Origin of the sequence: Citrobacter pasteurii, assembly GCF_019047765.1 — a bacterium.
GTDB lineage: Bacteria > Pseudomonadota > Gammaproteobacteria > Enterobacterales > Enterobacteriaceae > Citrobacter > Citrobacter pasteurii.
The window spans coordinates 2763095-2778483 of the sequence record NZ_CP077262.1 but is presented as its reverse complement, the minus strand read 5'-3'; the positions used below and the strand labels follow the sequence as shown (position 1 = coordinate 2778483).

Annotated in this window: 13 protein-coding genes; 8 read left to right on the top strand and 5 right to left on the bottom strand. The window is 53.8% G+C overall.

Features of this window, described 5'->3' with window-relative positions:
- Positions 1-2 precede the first annotated feature (2 nt).
- The 5 genes from I6L54_RS13570 to I6L54_RS13550 are packed head-to-tail and all read left to right on the top strand — an operon-like array spanning position 3 to position 5002.
- Positions 3-659 (top strand): CoA transferase subunit B, encoded by a 657-nt coding sequence (locus tag I6L54_RS13570; RefSeq protein ID WP_005122642.1) that lies wholly within the window; start codon positions 3-5, stop codon positions 657-659.
- 10 nt (positions 660-669) lie between these two features.
- A complete protein-coding gene (locus tag I6L54_RS13565) occupies positions 670-1875 on the top strand; it encodes an acetyl-CoA C-acetyltransferase (protein WP_040231049.1) in 1206 nt (401 codons plus the stop codon).
- Positions 1865-2788, top strand: coding sequence for a 3-hydroxyacyl-CoA dehydrogenase family protein (locus I6L54_RS13560; RefSeq protein ID WP_040231048.1), 924 nt, complete (start codon positions 1865-1867; stop codon positions 2786-2788). Before I6L54_RS13565 ends, I6L54_RS13560 begins: the two co-directional genes overlap by 11 nt.
- 37 nt (positions 2789-2825) lie before the next feature.
- On the top strand, positions 2826-4220 hold the full coding sequence (locus tag I6L54_RS13555) for a GntP family permease (protein ID WP_209442482.1): 1395 nt from the start codon (positions 2826-2828) through the stop codon (positions 4218-4220).
- Positions 4221-4231: 11 nt separating this feature from the next.
- The gene (locus I6L54_RS13550) at positions 4232-5002 is read left to right on the top strand and encodes a 3-hydroxybutyrate dehydrogenase (RefSeq protein WP_040231045.1); all 771 of its coding nucleotides are present in this window, start codon (positions 4232-4234) and stop codon (positions 5000-5002) included.
- 44 nt (positions 5003-5046) lie between these two features.
- Here I6L54_RS13550 and I6L54_RS13545 read toward each other — a convergent pair whose 3' ends face one another.
- Positions 5047-5478 carry an OsmC family protein gene (locus tag I6L54_RS13545; RefSeq protein ID WP_005126807.1) on the bottom strand — a complete coding sequence of 144 codons (432 nt, stop codon included), beginning with the start codon at positions 5476-5478 and terminating at the stop codon, positions 5047-5049.
- 228 nt (positions 5479-5706) lie between these two features.
- On the opposite strand from I6L54_RS13545, the gene sra reads away from it, so the two are divergent.
- The 3 genes from sra (at position 5707) to I6L54_RS13530 (ending at position 9749) form a co-directional block, all read left to right on the top strand.
- Positions 5707-5847 carry a stationary-phase-induced ribosome-associated protein gene (gene sra / locus I6L54_RS13540; RefSeq protein ID WP_005126806.1) on the top strand — a complete coding sequence of 47 codons (141 nt, stop codon included), beginning with the start codon at positions 5707-5709 and terminating at the stop codon, positions 5845-5847.
- A gap of 178 nt (positions 5848-6025) precedes the next feature.
- Positions 6026-7723, top strand: coding sequence for a malate dehydrogenase (gene maeA, locus I6L54_RS13535; RefSeq protein ID WP_005126805.1), 1698 nt, complete (start codon positions 6026-6028; stop codon positions 7721-7723).
- A 310-nt stretch (positions 7724-8033) separates the two neighbouring features.
- Complete coding sequence (locus I6L54_RS13530) at positions 8034-9749, top strand: ABC-F family ATP-binding cassette domain-containing protein (RefSeq protein WP_040231044.1); 1716 nt, start codon at positions 8034-8036, stop codon at positions 9747-9749.
- Positions 9750-9828: 79 nt separating this feature from the next.
- On the opposite strand, the gene I6L54_RS13525 is transcribed toward I6L54_RS13530, so the two are convergent.
- The 4 genes from I6L54_RS13525 to fdnG all read right to left on the bottom strand — a co-directional run bounded on the left by I6L54_RS13525 (position 9829) and on the right by fdnG (position 15154).
- The gene (locus I6L54_RS13525) at positions 9829-10431 is read right to left on the bottom strand and encodes an inorganic diphosphatase (protein ID WP_005126803.1); all 603 of its coding nucleotides are present in this window, start codon (positions 10429-10431) and stop codon (positions 9829-9831) included.
- 129 nt (positions 10432-10560) lie between these two features.
- The gene (gene fdnI / locus I6L54_RS13520) at positions 10561-11217 is read right to left on the bottom strand and encodes a formate dehydrogenase-N subunit gamma (protein ID WP_040231043.1); all 657 of its coding nucleotides are present in this window, start codon (positions 11215-11217) and stop codon (positions 10561-10563) included.
- Entirely contained in the window at positions 11210-12094 is an 885-nt protein-coding gene (gene fdnH / locus I6L54_RS13515; RefSeq protein ID WP_005126801.1) for a formate dehydrogenase N subunit beta, read from the bottom strand. The genes fdnI and fdnH overlap by 8 nt, the downstream gene beginning before the upstream one ends.
- 12 nt (positions 12095-12106) lie before the next feature.
- Positions 12107-15154, bottom strand: a complete 3048-nt coding sequence (gene fdnG, locus I6L54_RS13510; protein ID WP_155021064.1) for a formate dehydrogenase-N subunit alpha — start codon at positions 15152-15154, stop codon at positions 12107-12109.
- Positions 15155-15389 lie beyond the last annotated feature (235 nt).

Below are 15389 nucleotides of genomic sequence, written 5' to 3'. Positions count from 1 at the left end.
CCATGTTAACACGTGAACAAATGGCAATGCGTGTCGCTCGCGAACTGCGCGATGGTTATTACGTCAACCTTGGGATTGGTATTCCCACTCTGGTGGCGAACTACATTCCAGATGGCATGGACGTCATGTTGCAATCAGAAAACGGTTTGCTGGGTATGGGTCCGTTCCCCACGGAAGATGAAATTGATGCTGACATGATCAACGCCGGGAAACAGACCGTGACGGCACGTAAAGGCGCGGCGATTTTCGACTCGGCGCAATCCTTCGCCATGATCCGTGGTGGTCACGTTGATCTGACGGTGCTTGGCGCATTTGAGGTGGACACCAATGGCAACATTGCGTCGTGGATGATCCCCGGAAAGATGGTCAAAGGCATGGGCGGCGCAATGGATCTGGTGGCCGGGGCTGACAACATCATTGTGGTGATGACGCATGCGTCCAAAAACGGTGAGTCCAAGCTGCTCCCCGCCTGCACCCTGCCATTAACCGGCGTGGCCTGCATTAAACGCGTGCTTACCGATCTGGCGCTACTGGAGATCGCCGATGGCGCGTTCATTCTGCGTGAGCGTGCGCCGGGCATCAGCGTGGATGAGATTGTCGCCAGAACAGCCGGCAAGCTGATCGTTCCCGGAAACGTCCCCGAAATGCAATTCAACTGAGGAGCTGACCATGCAGGATGTTGTTATTGTCGCCGCAACGCGCACCCCGATTGGCAGTTTTCATGGCGCGTTGGCACCGCTTTCCGCCGTTGAGTTAGGCTCAATGGTGATCCGTTCGCTATTGGAAAAAACCAACCTGGCGCCTGAGCAAATTGATGAAGTGATCTTAGGTCAGGTTCTGACGGCAGGTTGCGGCCAGAATCCGGCCAGACAAACGGCGTTACGCGCAGGACTGCCGGCAACCACGCCGGCGTTAACCATTAATCTGGTGTGCGGCTCGGGCCTGAAGGCGGTGCAACAGGCGGTGCAGGCTATCCGGTGTGGTGATGCGGACATCGTCATTGCCGGAGGTCAGGAAAGCATGAGCAATGCGCCCTATTTTCTCGACGGCGCACGCTCGGGTCTGCGTCTGGGGCATGCCAGTCTGAAAGACAACGTGGTACACGACGGGTTGTGGGATGCGTTTAACGACTACCACATGGGCATTACTGCTGAAAATCTGGCAGATAAGTTTGTTATCAGCCGCGAACAACAGGATGCCTTTGCCCTGCGCTCCCAGCAAAAAGCGGCTGCCGCCATGGAAGCCGGTCGGTTTATGGCAGAAATCACGCCGGTCAGCGTTCCGCAGGGTAAAAAACCGCCGCGCGTCATGAACCATGACGAACAGCCTCGCCCGGATACTCAGGCCGAGAAGCTGGCGCAGCTCAAGCCAGCGTTTCGCCCAGGTAATGGTACGGTCACCGCCGGGAACGCCTCATCAATCAACGACGGCGCGGCGGCGGTGATGCTGATGAGCGCTACCAAAGCCGCAATGCTCAACCTGCCGATACTGGCCCGGGTCGCGGGTTACGCCGTTTCCGGTGTCGACCCGGCCATTATGGGCATTGGACCGGTAGAGGCCTCGCTCCAGTGCCTGAAGCGAGCGGGCTGGACGTTGAATGATGTCGATCTCATTGAGGCCAACGAAGCCTTTGCCGCACAAGCGCTGGCGGTTGGCGAATCCCTGAATTGGGACTGCGACCGGGTGAACGTAAACGGCGGCGCGATTGCGCTGGGCCACCCCATCGGCGCATCAGGTTGCCGAATCCTGGTGACGCTGCTGCATGAAATGGCTCGCAGTAACGCGACCAAAGGGCTGGCTACGCTGTGCGTAGGCGGCGGTCAGGGCGTCGCACTGGCGGTAGAGCGTTTGCAGGAGGTCTCTGATGCAAAGTAAACCTATCTGCGTACTGGGCGCGGGTTTAATGGGCGTCGGTATTGCCACCCACTTCGCCCGTTATGGTCACGATGTCTGGCTGTATGACACCGATAGCGACCGAATTGCAGAAATTAGCGCCGTTGCCAGCGGTATTTTGCATGAACTGATTACCACCGAACAGTTTGCCGCAAACGAAAAAGAACAGGTTGTGAGTCGTTTGCACGGCACGACCTCGCTACAAGATATTGCCACGTGCGGGTTACTGATTGAAGCCATCCCGGAGCGGCTCGAGCTCAAGCACGCGTTGTATGCGCAACTGGAAGAACTGATCTCGCCGGAGGCCGTCATTGCCAGCAATACCAGCGGCCTGCCGCCTGATGCGCTGGCAGAAAAGCTCGCCCATCCTGAGCGGCTGCTCATCGCCCATTTCTGGCACCCGCCGCATTTTATTCCGCTGGTCGAAATTGTCCCCGGCACGGCCACCAAAGCGGAATATCTGCGAGAGCTGCAACAGCTGCTGCTCTCGATGCAACTTGAAGCCGTCGTGCTTGACCGCGCCGCACCAGGGTTTGTCGGTAATCGCCTGCAATTTGCGCTGCTGCGTGAAGCATTACATATCGTAAAAAGCGGTATCGCCAGCGCAGAGGTGGTGGATCAGGTCATGCGTGCCTCGCTCGGTCGCCGCTATGCGATGGTCGGTCCGCTGGAGGCGGCAGATATGACCGGACTTTCTACGGTGCAGGACATTTGTCGACATCTGCTCCCGGAACTGGCAACCGGTAGCGACATGATGTCACTTGTTGCTGACAAGGTTGCCAACGGCGACATCGGCTTACGCAGTGGTCAGGGCTTTTATCGCTGGGATGATTCGCGCAAGGAATACATCCAGCAACGCCGTGAACATCAACTGCGCTTTGCCCTGAAGCCATAACGTCTCTTTCTGTACCCCACTATAATAATAAGGAGTCATGATGAGTGTATTAATCGCCCTGGCAGCGCTGGGCTTGCTGATGCTGGCAGCCTATCGCGGATACAGCGTTATCCTGTTTGCCCCCATCGCGGCATTAGGTGCTGTATTGCTGACCGAACCCAGCGCCGTTGGCCCTGCCTTCACCGGCCTGTTTATGGAAAAAATGGTCGGTTTTGTGAAGCTTTACTTCCCGGTATTCTTGCTGGGAGCGGTGTTTGGCAAGTTAATTGAACTATCCGGTTTTTCTCGCTCGATCGTTGCTGCTGCCATTAATATTCTCGGGCGACGTCATGCCATCCCGGTCATTGTGCTGGTATGTGCTCTCCTGACCTACGGCGGCGTGTCACTGTTCGTGGTGGCGTTTGCGGTGTATCCGTTCGCGGCTGAGCTGTTCCGGCAAAGTAATATTCCCAAACGTTTGATCCCGGCAACCGTGGCGCTGGGGGCATTCTCTTTCACCATGGATGCCCTACCCGGCACGCCGCAGATCCAGAATATTATTCCGACCAGCTTCTTTGGGACTAACGCCTGGGCCGCGCCGTGGCTGGGGCTGATTGGCTCGCTATTTATTATCTTTGTTGGCCTGGTGTATCTCGAGCGCCAGCGCCGGAAAGCACAGGCTAAAAATGAGGGCTATGGCACTGAGCTGTTAAATGAGCCGGAAACGCCGGATAACATTAACCTGCCAAACCCGATTATTGCCATCTCGCCGCTGATCCTGGTGGGTGTGTTTAACCTGCTGTTTACCCGCTGGATCCCACAATGGTATGGCGCCACGCATCAACTGGAGCTTCCGGGTCTTGCCAAACCGATTACCACTGAAGTGGGGAAAATTACGGCTATTTGGGCGGTAGAAGCTGCGTTGATCTCTGGGATCTTGCTGGTGGTGGTGTTCGGCTATCGCAACATCAAAGGTCGCCTGGCGGAAGGCAGCAGAACGGCGGTTGGCGGCGCTATCCTCGCAGCGATGAATACCGCATCAGAATACGGTTTTGGCGCGGTTATCGCCGCCCTGCCAGGATTCCTGGTGTTGTCAAAAGCACTGGCGGCCATTCCCGATCCGTTACTCAATGAAGCGATCAGCATTACTACGCTCGCGGGGATCACCGGCTCGGCATCCGGCGGGATGAGTATTGCGCTCGCGGCGATGTCTGATACGTTTATTGCTGCCGCGCATGCCGCCAATATTCCACTTGAAGTCTTCCACCGCGTGGCATCAATGGCCAGTGGTGGTATGGACACGCTGCCGCATAACGGGGCGGTAATTACCCTGCTGGCCATTACCGGCCTCAGTCATCGTCAGGCGTATGGCGGGATTTTCGCCATTACCATCATTAAAAGTCTGGCCGTACTGTTTGTCATCGGCGTTTTCTACACCACCGGAATTGTTTAAGGAGAATCATCATGAACTTAACGGGAAAAGTTGCCCTGGTTACCGGCTCTACCAGCGGTATCGGATTAGGCATCGCGCAGGTGCTGGCGCAGGCGGGCGCGACGCTGATCCTCAACGGATTTGGTGATGTCGATGCCGCCAAAGATGCCGTTGCGCAATATGGCAAAACGCCAGGCTATCATGGCGCTGACCTAAGCGATGAAGCGCAAATCGCTGACATGATGCGTTATGCCGAAAGCGAATTCGGTGGTGTGGATATTCTGGTCAACAACGCCGGGATCCAGCATGTTTCACCTGTAGAGACTTTTCCGGTTGATAAGTGGAACGCGATTATCGCCATTAACCTCTCTTCTGTTTTTCATACCACACGCCTGGCGCTTCCCGGCATGCGTACGCGTAACTGGGGACGCATCGTTAATATCGCCTCTGTTCACGGCCTGGTGGCGTCAAAAGACAAATCCGCTTATGTGGCAGCCAAGCATGGCGTGGTGGGTTTAACCAAAACTATCGCGCTGGAAACCGCGCAGACGGGAATCACCTGTAATGCACTGTGTCCCGGCTGGGTATTGACCCCGCTGGTCCAGCAGCAGATTGACAAACGTATTGCCGAAGGGGCTGAACCCGATGCGGCGCGTGACGCTCTGCTGGCGGAAAAGCAACCGTCGCGCGAATTCGTTACGCCGGAACAATTAGGTGAGCTGGCGCTGTTTCTGTGCTCAGACGGCGCGGCGCAGGTGCGCGGCGTCGCGTGGAATATGGATGGCGGCTGGGTAGCGCAATAGTGACATTGGCCGGATAAGACCCCGTCGTATCCGGCACATACTCATTAAGACTTCAGTTGATAATCTAGTGTAATTTCCGCGTTCAGCACTTGCGATACCGGGCAACCAGCTTTCGCTTTCTGGATGATCCCGTCAAATGTGGCGGCATCTATCCCCGGGACACTCACCTGGCTGTGCAACGCCACTTTGGTGATAGCAAACCCGGCATCCACTTTATCCAGAGAAACGTCGGCTGTAGTATCAATGGCATCTGGCGTAAAACCTGCTTCACCCAGCATGAGCGAAAGCGCCATCGAGAAACAGGCTGCATGGGCCGCGCCAATCAACTCTTCAGGGTTAGTGCCTTTGACGCCTTCAAAACGTGTATTAAATCCATACGGTTGCTGGTTAAGTACGCCACTTTCTGTCGACACGGTCCCTTTACCCCGTTTGATGTCGCCTTCCCAGTGTGCCTGACCTTTCTTATGGATAGTCATTACCGCTCTCCTGTGTTGTCATCGGAGTAACAAGTATAGGCCTCATGGGGAAATGCATGCTCCTTAATTGAAAGTTCTGCATTTACTGCTTACGCATTGACCTTTCAGATAAAATGACCGACCATCCAGAGAGCCGTTAGTTTACTCATCGGCTTTTTGTCAGGTTGTATTTCGTCCGTTCTTACGCGGGCTCGCCCTTGAAACCAGTAACAGGATTAAGGAGTTAGAATGAAATCGAACCGTCAGGCCCGTCATATTCTTGGACTGGACCACAAAATCTCCAATCAACGTAAAGTCGTGACCGAAGGCGACAAATCCAGCGTGGTCAACAATCCTACCGGAAGAAAACGCCGCGCTGACAGCAAGTAGTTTCCCGCACGACATACTGATTAACGAGATAAACACCATTGCAACCGCAGTGGTGTTTTTGCTTATAAAACCCCTTAACCTATTCACAATGCTTTATACTTCGCCCGTTTCCCTGGCGGACAGGCCCTATACGATCATAAGAGTGCCAGGGACGGTTATTCAAAAAAGAGTGAGTGACATGGAAAACGAAACTAAAAAACTGCGTTCCCTTTACATCCCTTACGCTGGCCCGGTACTGCTGGAATTCCCTCTACTGAATAAAGGGAGCGCTTTCAGTGTGGAAGAACGCCGTAACTTCAACCTGCTGGGGTTACTGCCGGAAGTGGTCGAGACGATTGAAGAACAGGCTGAACGTGCCTGGATCCAATATCAGGGCTTCAAAACCGAAATCGATAAACATATTTACCTGCGCAACATCCAGGACACTAACGAAACCCTGTTTTATCGACTGGTGCATAATCACCTTGATGAGATGATGCCGGTTATTTATACCCCAACGGTAGGCGCGGCCTGTGAGCGTTTCTCTGAGATCTATCGTCGCGCCCGCGGCGTGTTTATCTCTTATCAGAACCGCCACAATATGGACGATATCCTGCAAAACGTTCCTAACCACAATATCAAGGTCATCGTCGTCACCGATGGGGAACGTATTTTGGGTCTTGGCGATCAGGGGATCGGCGGGATGGGTATTCCAATCGGTAAACTGTCGCTGTATACCGCGTGTGGCGGGATTAGCCCGGCTTACACCTTGCCGGTGGTACTTGACGTCGGGACCAACAACCAGCAATTGCTGAACGATCCGCTGTACATGGGTTGGCGTAATCCGCGCATCACCGATGATGAATACTACGAATTTGTTGATGAATTCATCCAGGCCGTGAAGCATCGTTGGCCAGACGTACTGTTGCAGTTTGAAGATTTCGCGCAGAAAAACGCCATGCCGCTACTGACCCGTTATCGTGATGAAATTTGCTCGTTCAACGATGATATTCAGGGCACCGCTGCGGTTACCGTCGGTACGTTGATTGCGGCCAGCCGTGCGGCGGGTAGCCAGTTGAGCGAGCAGAACATCGTCTTCCTCGGGGCAGGTTCCGCTGGTTGCGGGATTGCCGAGCAGATCATCGCGCAAATCCAGCGTGAAGGTTTAAGCGAAGAAGCTGCGCGTCAACGCGTGTTCATGGTCGATCGCTTCGGCCTGTTAACCGATAAAATGCCCAACCTGCTCTCTTTCCAGACCAAACTGGTGCAAAAACGCGAAAATCTTCAGCACTGGGATACGCAAGAAGATGTGCTGTCTCTGCTCGATGTTGTTCGCAACGTCAAGCCGGACATCCTGATCGGCGTTTCCGGACAGGTTGGCCTGTTTACCGAAGAGATCATTCGCGAAATGCACAAGCATTGTCCGCGTCCGATCGTTATGCCGCTGTCTAACCCGACTTCCCGCGTAGAAGCCACGCCGCAGGATATTATCGCCTGGACCGAAGGTAACGCACTGGTTGCGACTGGTAGTCCGTTCGCACCGGTAGTGTGGAAAGAGAAAACTTACCCTATCGCCCAGTGTAATAACGCGTACATCTTCCCGGGTATTGGCCTCGGCGTGATTGCGTCTGGCGCCTCGCGCATCACCGATGAAATGCTGATGTCGGCCAGTGAAACGCTGGCACAGTATTCACCGCTGGTGCTCAACGGAGAAGGACTGGTGTTACCGGAACTGAAAGACATTCAGACCGTGTCCCGCGCCATTGCGTTTGCCGTCGGTAAAATGGCCCAGCAGCAAGGCATGGCGGTGAAAACGTCAGCCGAAGCGCTGCAACAGGCAATCGACGAGAATTTCTGGCAGGCGGAATATCGCGACTACCGTCGTACTTCCATTTGACGGTTTGCCCGGCGGTGCACTGCCGCCGGGTGTTCAACACTTGCGCAATCCAGTAACTTGCGATTACACTTTCACCATTGATTAACATTCGGGAAAAATAAAAGGAGGATACTCATGCTGTACTGTGAACGTTTTATCGTTTCACATGCTTTTGGCGATCGCCAGTGCTCAAGCGTTATCGGTATCGTGCTGCGATAACTTCTGCTTGAGCGAAGCTAACGTCTAAATCCCCTTCTCTCGGGCTTACCGGGTTATCGTCAGCGATGTTTGACGAGGCGTTTTTACGCCTGTAACTCTTGAGTAAGCAACAATGAGCACATTACTAACCGCACAATCCTTACACGTTGATACGGCAGTCGGCACCCTGTTCGACGATCTCTCTTTTACCCTGAAAAAAGGCGACCGCATTGGGCTAATCGGTTACAACGGCTGCGGAAAAAGTACGCTGTTAAAACTGCTTGATGGCACAATCGCCCCCACCAGTGGCACCATTGCACAGGCGAATCACTGCCATCTCGCGCGTGTAGAACAACATCTACCTGACGATATACTGCCTCTTACGCTGCAGGAAGCCGTTCTCGCTCAACTTCCTGAGCATGAGCGTGCGGCTCAACAATGGCGGGTTGAAGCACTGCTTGCCGAAATGGGTTTCACGCCAGAGAATTTATCTCTGACAGCGCAAACGTTGAGCGGTGGCCAGCACACACGTTTGCTATTAGCGCGGGCGCTGATGCGTAATCCTGACCTGCTGCTGCTGGATGAACCGGGTAACCATCTGGATTTGCCGACATTGCTGTGGCTGGAGCAGTTCTTACAGAACTGGTCTGGCAGCTTCGTGGTGGTGTCCCATGATCCACAACTGCTTGATGCCGTCACGCAGGGAACCTGGATCCTGCGCGATCGCACACTGTACGCTTTTGATCTTCCCTGCAGCGCCGCTCGTCAGGCTCTGGTTGAGAGAGATGCCAGCGATGCACTGCGCTATAAGGCGGAACAAAAGGAGATTGATCGCGTTACCGCCAGTGCCAAACGACTGGCAACCTGGGGGCGGGTCTACGACAACGAAGATTTGTCCCGCAAAGCGAAGCAGATGGAAAAGCAGGTGCAGCGCCTGAAGGATGTTCAGACGGAAGTGACTGCAGGAAGTCAGTGGACACTAACATTGCAGGGTGATGCCCTGCGTGCCGACCGTCTGCTGGAAATGACAAACCTGTCGGTCGCACCAGCCCCTGATGCCGCGACGCTATTTTCCATCGCCGGGATCAGGATAAAAAGTGGCGACCGGGTGGCAATTGTTGGGCGCAATGGTTGCGGGAAATCATCGCTGCTACGGCTTATCTGGCAGCAGTATCAGTCGCAAATGGCATCGCGTTCACTGGTGTTGCACCCTCGCGTCACACTGGGGTATTACGATCAGACGCTACACCAGCTCTCAGATGACGACACGTTGTTTGATACGCTCGAACCGTTTGCTCCGCAGCCTGATGTTCGCAAGATGGCGCTGATAAGCGCGGGCTTCCCGTGGATTCGTCATGGGCAGAGGGTCAGTACATTAAGCGGCGGAGAGCGCTCCCGGCTGCTGTTTGTCGGGCTTACGCTTGCGCGCTACAGCCTGCTGATGCTCGATGAACCAACCAATCATCTGGATATGGAAGGTAAAGAAGCGCTGGCGCAGACGCTACAAAGTTTCAGCGGCGGCGTGCTGCTGGTCAGCCATGACCGTCAGCTTATCAGCCAAAGCTGTAATCGGTTCTGGTTTATCGATAATGGCGAACTTAGCGAATGGCACGATCTGGACGCGATCAACGATCGTATTCGGGAAACGTCTGAGGAGATGAGCGTTCCCAAAACGGTGGTCGAAGCGAGAGCCGAAATACGCGGTGACAGCGATGGATGGCTGGAGCAACTCCTCGAGCTGGAGCAACGTCTGGCCGACGATCTCGCCCGCAAGCCGAAACATCAAAAGCCGCTGTTGCAGGCGCAATGGCGTAAGGAGATTGAGCGGCTGAACTCACAACTGGAGTAATCTCTATTGCCGGATGGCGCAAGCCTATCCGGCCTACATCAGCAAAATGCGCGTGTAGGCCTGCCATCCGGCATTTCATTTACTGCTTCGGCTGTTTTTCTTTCCAGGCATCCCATGCCTGCTTGATCTCTTGTTTCGCTGTGGCCGCATCGTTAAAGCCATCTAACTCTACTTTCTTACGTCCTTCCGGCAACTCTTTGTACACGCGGAAAAACGACTCCAGTCGTTGCACTTCGATCTTTGGCAAATCGCTCAACTCTTTGATGTCGTCATAGGTGGGGTCAATTTTGCTGGCTGGCACGGCGACAATTTTATCGTCCTTTTCCCCGCCATCGATCATCTTCAGCACGCCAATCGCGCGCAACTTGATCAGCGTTCCCGGGGCCAGCGGTGCCCGGGTATAGAAAATCACATCCAGCGGGTCACCGTCACCTGCCAGGGACTGGGTCAATGAGCCGTAGTTTGCCGGATAGGCAACCGGCATCGACTGGAAGCGATCGGCGACGATAAAGCCGGTTTTCGCATCGGTTTCATATTTTATGATCCCGCCTGCCGGGATTTCAGTCACGGCATAAAACTCTTCCGGGTTATTCTCCGGCTGCGGAAATTCGAGGATATTCTGCGCCTGAACGGACGCACAGAGAAATACGCTGACTGCGAGTAATTTTTTCACCAGATGCATTGTCTTTTAACTCTTCTCTTATTGGAAAGACAACACCTTACGTTTACCAGATGACAGAAACATGACGTTTTTTTGGCAAAAAAAATGGCGCTACATCCGCAGCGCCATTGTTGTCAGAATGCATCAGGTTTACTTAACCCCTTCTTCACTCTCTTTCTTTGCTTCCAGCTTTTCAACATCGCGATACCAGCGCGGGTGGTGTTTCTTCGCCCAGCGACGGCTCACTTTCCCTTCAACCATGCCTTTAATTGATCCTTTCACCCAAAATGCCATATACATATGGATGAGGATCGCGTGCATCAGAATAATGCCCGCCGCAGCATGGATTAACAGGCTGTAGCGTACAACCTGCATCGGGAAGAACTGCGCAAAGTATGGACGCCAGATAATAATGCCGGTAATCAGCAGCACGAAAATCATGCTCATGATCGACCAGAACATCATTTTCTGACCGGCATTGTACTTACCGACATCCGCCACTTTGTGTTCATTGCCCTTCAGCACTTCCACAATGTTTTTCAGCCACGGAATATCTTTCTTATCCGGGATGTTGTGGTGAACAAAGCGCACAAACATGAACATCAGCGCGACGAAGATCAGCAAACCAAAGAAGGGGTGCAGAATACGCCCCATCTGCGGCGTACCGAAAGTTTGCGTCAGCCATTGCAGGGTCGGGAAGAAAAACGAAATCCCCGACAGCGCCACCAGGAAGAAGCAGATCACCACCGTCCAGTGACAGGCGCGGTCGATAAATTTCGTGCGCACAATCATTTTCGACTTACTCATGATGATCCTCCTCGTCGTCGTCCACTTCCTTATTCGGGCCGATGCCAATGTAGTGGTAAATCAGCCCGGCGAAGGTGGCGATAAATCCGGCAGCAGCCAGCGGTTTCAGCGCCCCTTTCCACAGATTGATCGAGGTATCGATCTTAGGCTCTTTCGGCAGACCGTGATACAGCTCCGGCTGGTTGGCATGATGCAGAACGTACATGACGTGCGTGCCTCCCACACCTTCCGGGTTATAGAGACCGGCATATTCATAACCACGTGCTTTCAGTTTTGCCACTCGCTGCTCGCCCATTTCCAGCATTTCCTGCTTAGTGCCGAAATGTATTGCCCCGGTTGGACAGGTCTTCACGCAGGCAGGTTCCTGCCCAACGCTGACGCGATCCACACACAGCGTACATTTATACACGCGGTTATCCTCTTTATTGAGGCGCGGAATATTAAATGGACACCCAGCAATACAGTACCCGCAACCAATGCAATGCTCTGACTGGAAATCAACAATCCCGTTGGCGTACTGGATGATTGCCCCGGCAGACGGGCATGCCTTCAGGCAGCCCGGATCTTCACAGTGCATACAACCGTCTTTACGAATCAACCACTCCAGCTTGCCGTTCTGTTCGGTTTCGGTAAACCGCATGACCGTCCAGGACTTAGCGCTGAGATCGGCGGGGTTGTCATACACCCCGACGCAATGACCCACTTCATCGCGGATATCATTCCACTCTGAGCAGGCCACCTGACAGGCTTTACAGCCTATACAGGTGGAAACGTCGATCAGTTTCGCGACTTCGGCTTTGTAATCACGGGCCTGAGGTGGCGGCGTGATGGAGTTTGTTGCGGACCTTTTGATGATGTCCTGCGTTTCCATAGACATATATTCGCCCCCTTACGCCTTCTCGATGTTAACTAAAAACGCTTTGTATTCCGGCGTTTGCGAGTTTGCATCACCGACGTTCGGCGTCAGGGTGTTGGCGATAAAGCCTTTCCGCGCGACTCCTTCAAAGCCCCAGTGGATCGGGATCCCTACGGTTTCAACCTTCTGACCGTTGACGTTCAGGGTTTGCAGACGACGGGTGACCACCGCAACCGCGCGAATAAATCCGCGTTTGCTGCTGACTTTCACGTAGTCGCCGTTGCCGATACCTTTTGCTGACGCCAGCGTTTCGCTGATTTCCACAAACTGCTCTGGCTGGGCAATCGCATTCAACAATGCGTGTTTGGTCCAGGTGTGGAAATGCTCGGTCAGACGATAGGTGGTTCCGACGTATGGGAAGTCCTGCTTCGTCCCCATGCGCAATGCATCCGCCTCGTACAGACGCGCTGCCGGGTTGGAGATCACGTTCGGGTGCAGCGGGTTAGTACCCAGCGGCGTTTCCATCGGCTCGTAGTGTTCCGGGAACGGCCCTTCCGCCAGCTTATCGATGGCAAACAGACGCCCCAGCCCTTCCGGCTGCATGATAAACGGATTGGTGCCACTGCCCGGTGCGGCGTTGTTGAAGTCAGGGATATCGTTACCGGTCCACTTAGTACCGTTCCACTGGATCAACATCCGTTTCGGATCCCACGGTTTACCCTGCGGGTCTGCCGAAGCGCGGTTGTACAGTACGCGACGGTTCAGTGGCCATGCCCATGCCCAACCCAGCGTATTACCCAGACCTGATGGGTCGGCGTTATCGCGGTTAGCCATTTGGTTGCCCTGCTCGGTCCAGCTACCGGTATAAATCCAGCAGGAGGATGACGTTGTACCGTCGTCACGCAGGAGCGCAAAGCTGTTGAGCAACTGACCTTTTTTCGCCACCAGCACGCCATTGGCATCATAGAGATCTTCCAGCGCATAGCCGTTGTTCTCTTTGGCCACTTCCGCGGAATGAGGTTCGTCCGGTAGCTTATAGTTCCAGCTCATTTTCAGCACCGGCTCTACAGCTTTACCGCCTTCAGTGCGATACATTTCGCGCAGACGATGGTAAATACCGGCCAGAATTTCGCCGTCATTACGCGCTTCACCAGGTGCATCCTGACCTTTCCAGTGCCACTGCAGCCAACGGCCAGAGTTAGCAATCGAGCCGTCTTCTTCTGCAAAGCAGGTGGATGGCAGACGGAAAACTTCAGTCTGAATCGACGCCGGATCGACATCGTTGGATTCGCCGTGGTTTTGCCAGAATGTGGACGTTTCTGTGACCAGCGGATCAATAACCACCAGATACTTCAGTTTGCTGAGGCTCTGTACCACTTTGTTTTTGTCCGGGAAGGACGCAACCGGGTTAAAGCCCTGACAGATGTAGCCAGTGACTTTCCCGCTATCCATCATGTTGAAGTATTTAATGACGTCGTAGGACTGATCCCACTTCGGCAGCCAATCAAAGCCCCAGTCGTTTTCTTTTTGCGCCGCATCGCCGTAGAAAGATTTCATCAAACTGACGAAGAACTTCGGATAGTTACCCCAGTAGTTCACCTGGGAGGCCAGCGTCGCTTTTGGTGTATTGGCAGCCAGATAGGTTTGCAGATCGGTCTGCTTTTCTGACGGCAGCATCAGATAACCGGGCAGGCTGGTCGATAACAGACCTAAGTCGGTTAAGCCCTGAATGTTGGAGTGACCGCGTAATGCGTTTACACCGCCACCGGCCATCCCCATGTTACCGAGCAGCAACTGGATCATCGCCATGGTGCGGATGTTCTGCGCCCCAACGGTATGCTGCGTCCAGCCCAGCGCGTACAGGAAGGTCGTGGTACGATCGGCTGTACTGGTGGAGGCCAGCACTTCACACACTTTCAGGAAGTCGGCTTTCGGCGTACCGCAGATGTTTTCCACCACATCCGGCGTATAACGGGAAACGTGCTGTTTGAGCAAGTTCCACACGCAACGGGGATGGCTTAAGGTTTCATCGCGTTTTGCGTAGCCATTTTCATCGAACTGGTAGTTCCAGGACGACTTATCGTATTGACGTTTTTTGGCGTCGTAACCGCTGAACAGACCGTCTTCAAAAGCAAAATCATCCCGCACCAGCAGGCTGGCGTTGGTGTAGTGCTTAACGTATTCAGCATTGATTTTGTTATTTTCAATCAGATACAGCAAGACACCGGACAGGAACGTAATGTCCGTGCCGGAGCGAATCGGCGCATAGATATCCGCCACCGACGCTGTACGGGTAAAACGGGGATCGACAACAATCAGCGTAGCATCATTGTTGTTTTTAGCTTCCATCGCCCAGCGGAATCCCACCGGATGTGCTTCAGCGGCGTTACCGCCCATCACCATTACGACGTTAGCGTTTTTGATATCAACCCAGTGGTTGGTCATCGCACCGCGACCAAATGTTGGAGCAAGACTTGCTACCGTTGGTCCGTGTCAGACGCGTGCCTGGTTATCTACCGCCAACATGCCGAGTGAGCGCACGAATTTTTGCGTCAGCATGCCGGTTTCATTACTCGCCGCAGATGCACACAGCATCCCGGTTGAAAGCCAGCGGTTTACCGTCACGCCCTGCTCATTCTTCTCAATAAAATTGGCGTCACGGTCTGCTTTCATCAGTTTTGCGATGCGGGAGAAAGCTTCATCCCAGCTGATGCGTTGCCATTTGTCGGAACCGGGAGCGCGATATTCCGGGTAGCGTAAACGATTTTCGCTGTGCACGTAATCCAGTAATCCTGCGCCCTTAGGACAAAGTGCCCCGCGGCTCACCGGATGATCCGGATCCCCTTCGATATGATAAATCGACTCTTTGGCGTTTTTTGCTCCATCACCAAGGCTATACATTAATAGCCCGCAACCTACGGAACAGTATGTGCAGGTGTTTCGGATCTCTTTTGCGCGTAACAGTTTGTAGTTTCGCGCCTGAGCCAGTGCCATTTTGGGTGCAAAACCCAGTGCGGCCACTGTTGTTCCCGCCATACCGCCCGCGCAGATTTTAAAGAATTGTCTGCGGCTGACGTCCATTGCTTTCCTCTTTTTTACAGGGGTTCGTACAAAACATCTTTCACCTTGCCCCAGCGCGGCAGTCTGAAAGATGACATGTACAACTTCGCGACGAAACTAACAGCTATATCCATATTTTTTTTGCGTCAAATCAATAACGAAACGGTTCCGCTACTAAATAGTGCAGTTTGTGTAACCTGTGTACCTACAAGGGGTTAGCTAAAAGCTAATTAGTTAGCCTGTGCTGACGTAAAAG

Excerpts from the sequence above, each read along its gene's own strand:
- I6L54_RS13565 (WP_040231049.1), top strand. The coding sequence starts at position 670 with ATGCAGGATGTTGTTATTGTCGCCGCAACGCGCACCCCGATTGGCAGT.
- fdnI (WP_040231043.1), bottom strand. The coding sequence starts at position 11,217 with ATGAGTAAGTCGAAAATGATTGTGCGCACGAAATTTATCGACCGCGCC.
- I6L54_RS13530 (WP_040231044.1), top strand. The coding sequence starts at position 8,034 with ATGAGCACATTACTAACCGCACAATCCTTACACGTTGATACGGCAGTC.
- I6L54_RS13525 (WP_005126803.1), bottom strand. The coding sequence starts at position 10,431 with ATGCATCTGGTGAAAAAATTACTCGCAGTCAGCGTATTTCTCTGTGCG.
- I6L54_RS13545 (WP_005126807.1), bottom strand. The coding sequence starts at position 5,478 with ATGACTATCCATAAGAAAGGTCAGGCACACTGGGAAGGCGACATCAAA.
- I6L54_RS13550 (WP_040231045.1), top strand. The coding sequence starts at position 4,232 with ATGAACTTAACGGGAAAAGTTGCCCTGGTTACCGGCTCTACCAGCGGT.
- maeA (WP_005126805.1), top strand. The coding sequence starts at position 6,026 with ATGGAAAACGAAACTAAAAAACTGCGTTCCCTTTACATCCCTTACGCT.
- I6L54_RS13560 (WP_040231048.1), top strand. The coding sequence starts at position 1,865 with ATGCAAAGTAAACCTATCTGCGTACTGGGCGCGGGTTTAATGGGCGTC.
- I6L54_RS13570 (WP_005122642.1), top strand. The coding sequence starts at position 3 with ATGTTAACACGTGAACAAATGGCAATGCGTGTCGCTCGCGAACTGCGC.
- I6L54_RS13555 (WP_209442482.1), top strand. The coding sequence starts at position 2,826 with ATGATGAGTGTATTAATCGCCCTGGCAGCGCTGGGCTTGCTGATGCTG.
- sra (WP_005126806.1), top strand. The coding sequence starts at position 5,707 with ATGAAATCGAACCGTCAGGCCCGTCATATTCTTGGACTGGACCACAAA.
- fdnH (WP_005126801.1), bottom strand. The coding sequence starts at position 12,094 with ATGTCTATGGAAACGCAGGACATCATCAAAAGGTCCGCAACAAACTCC.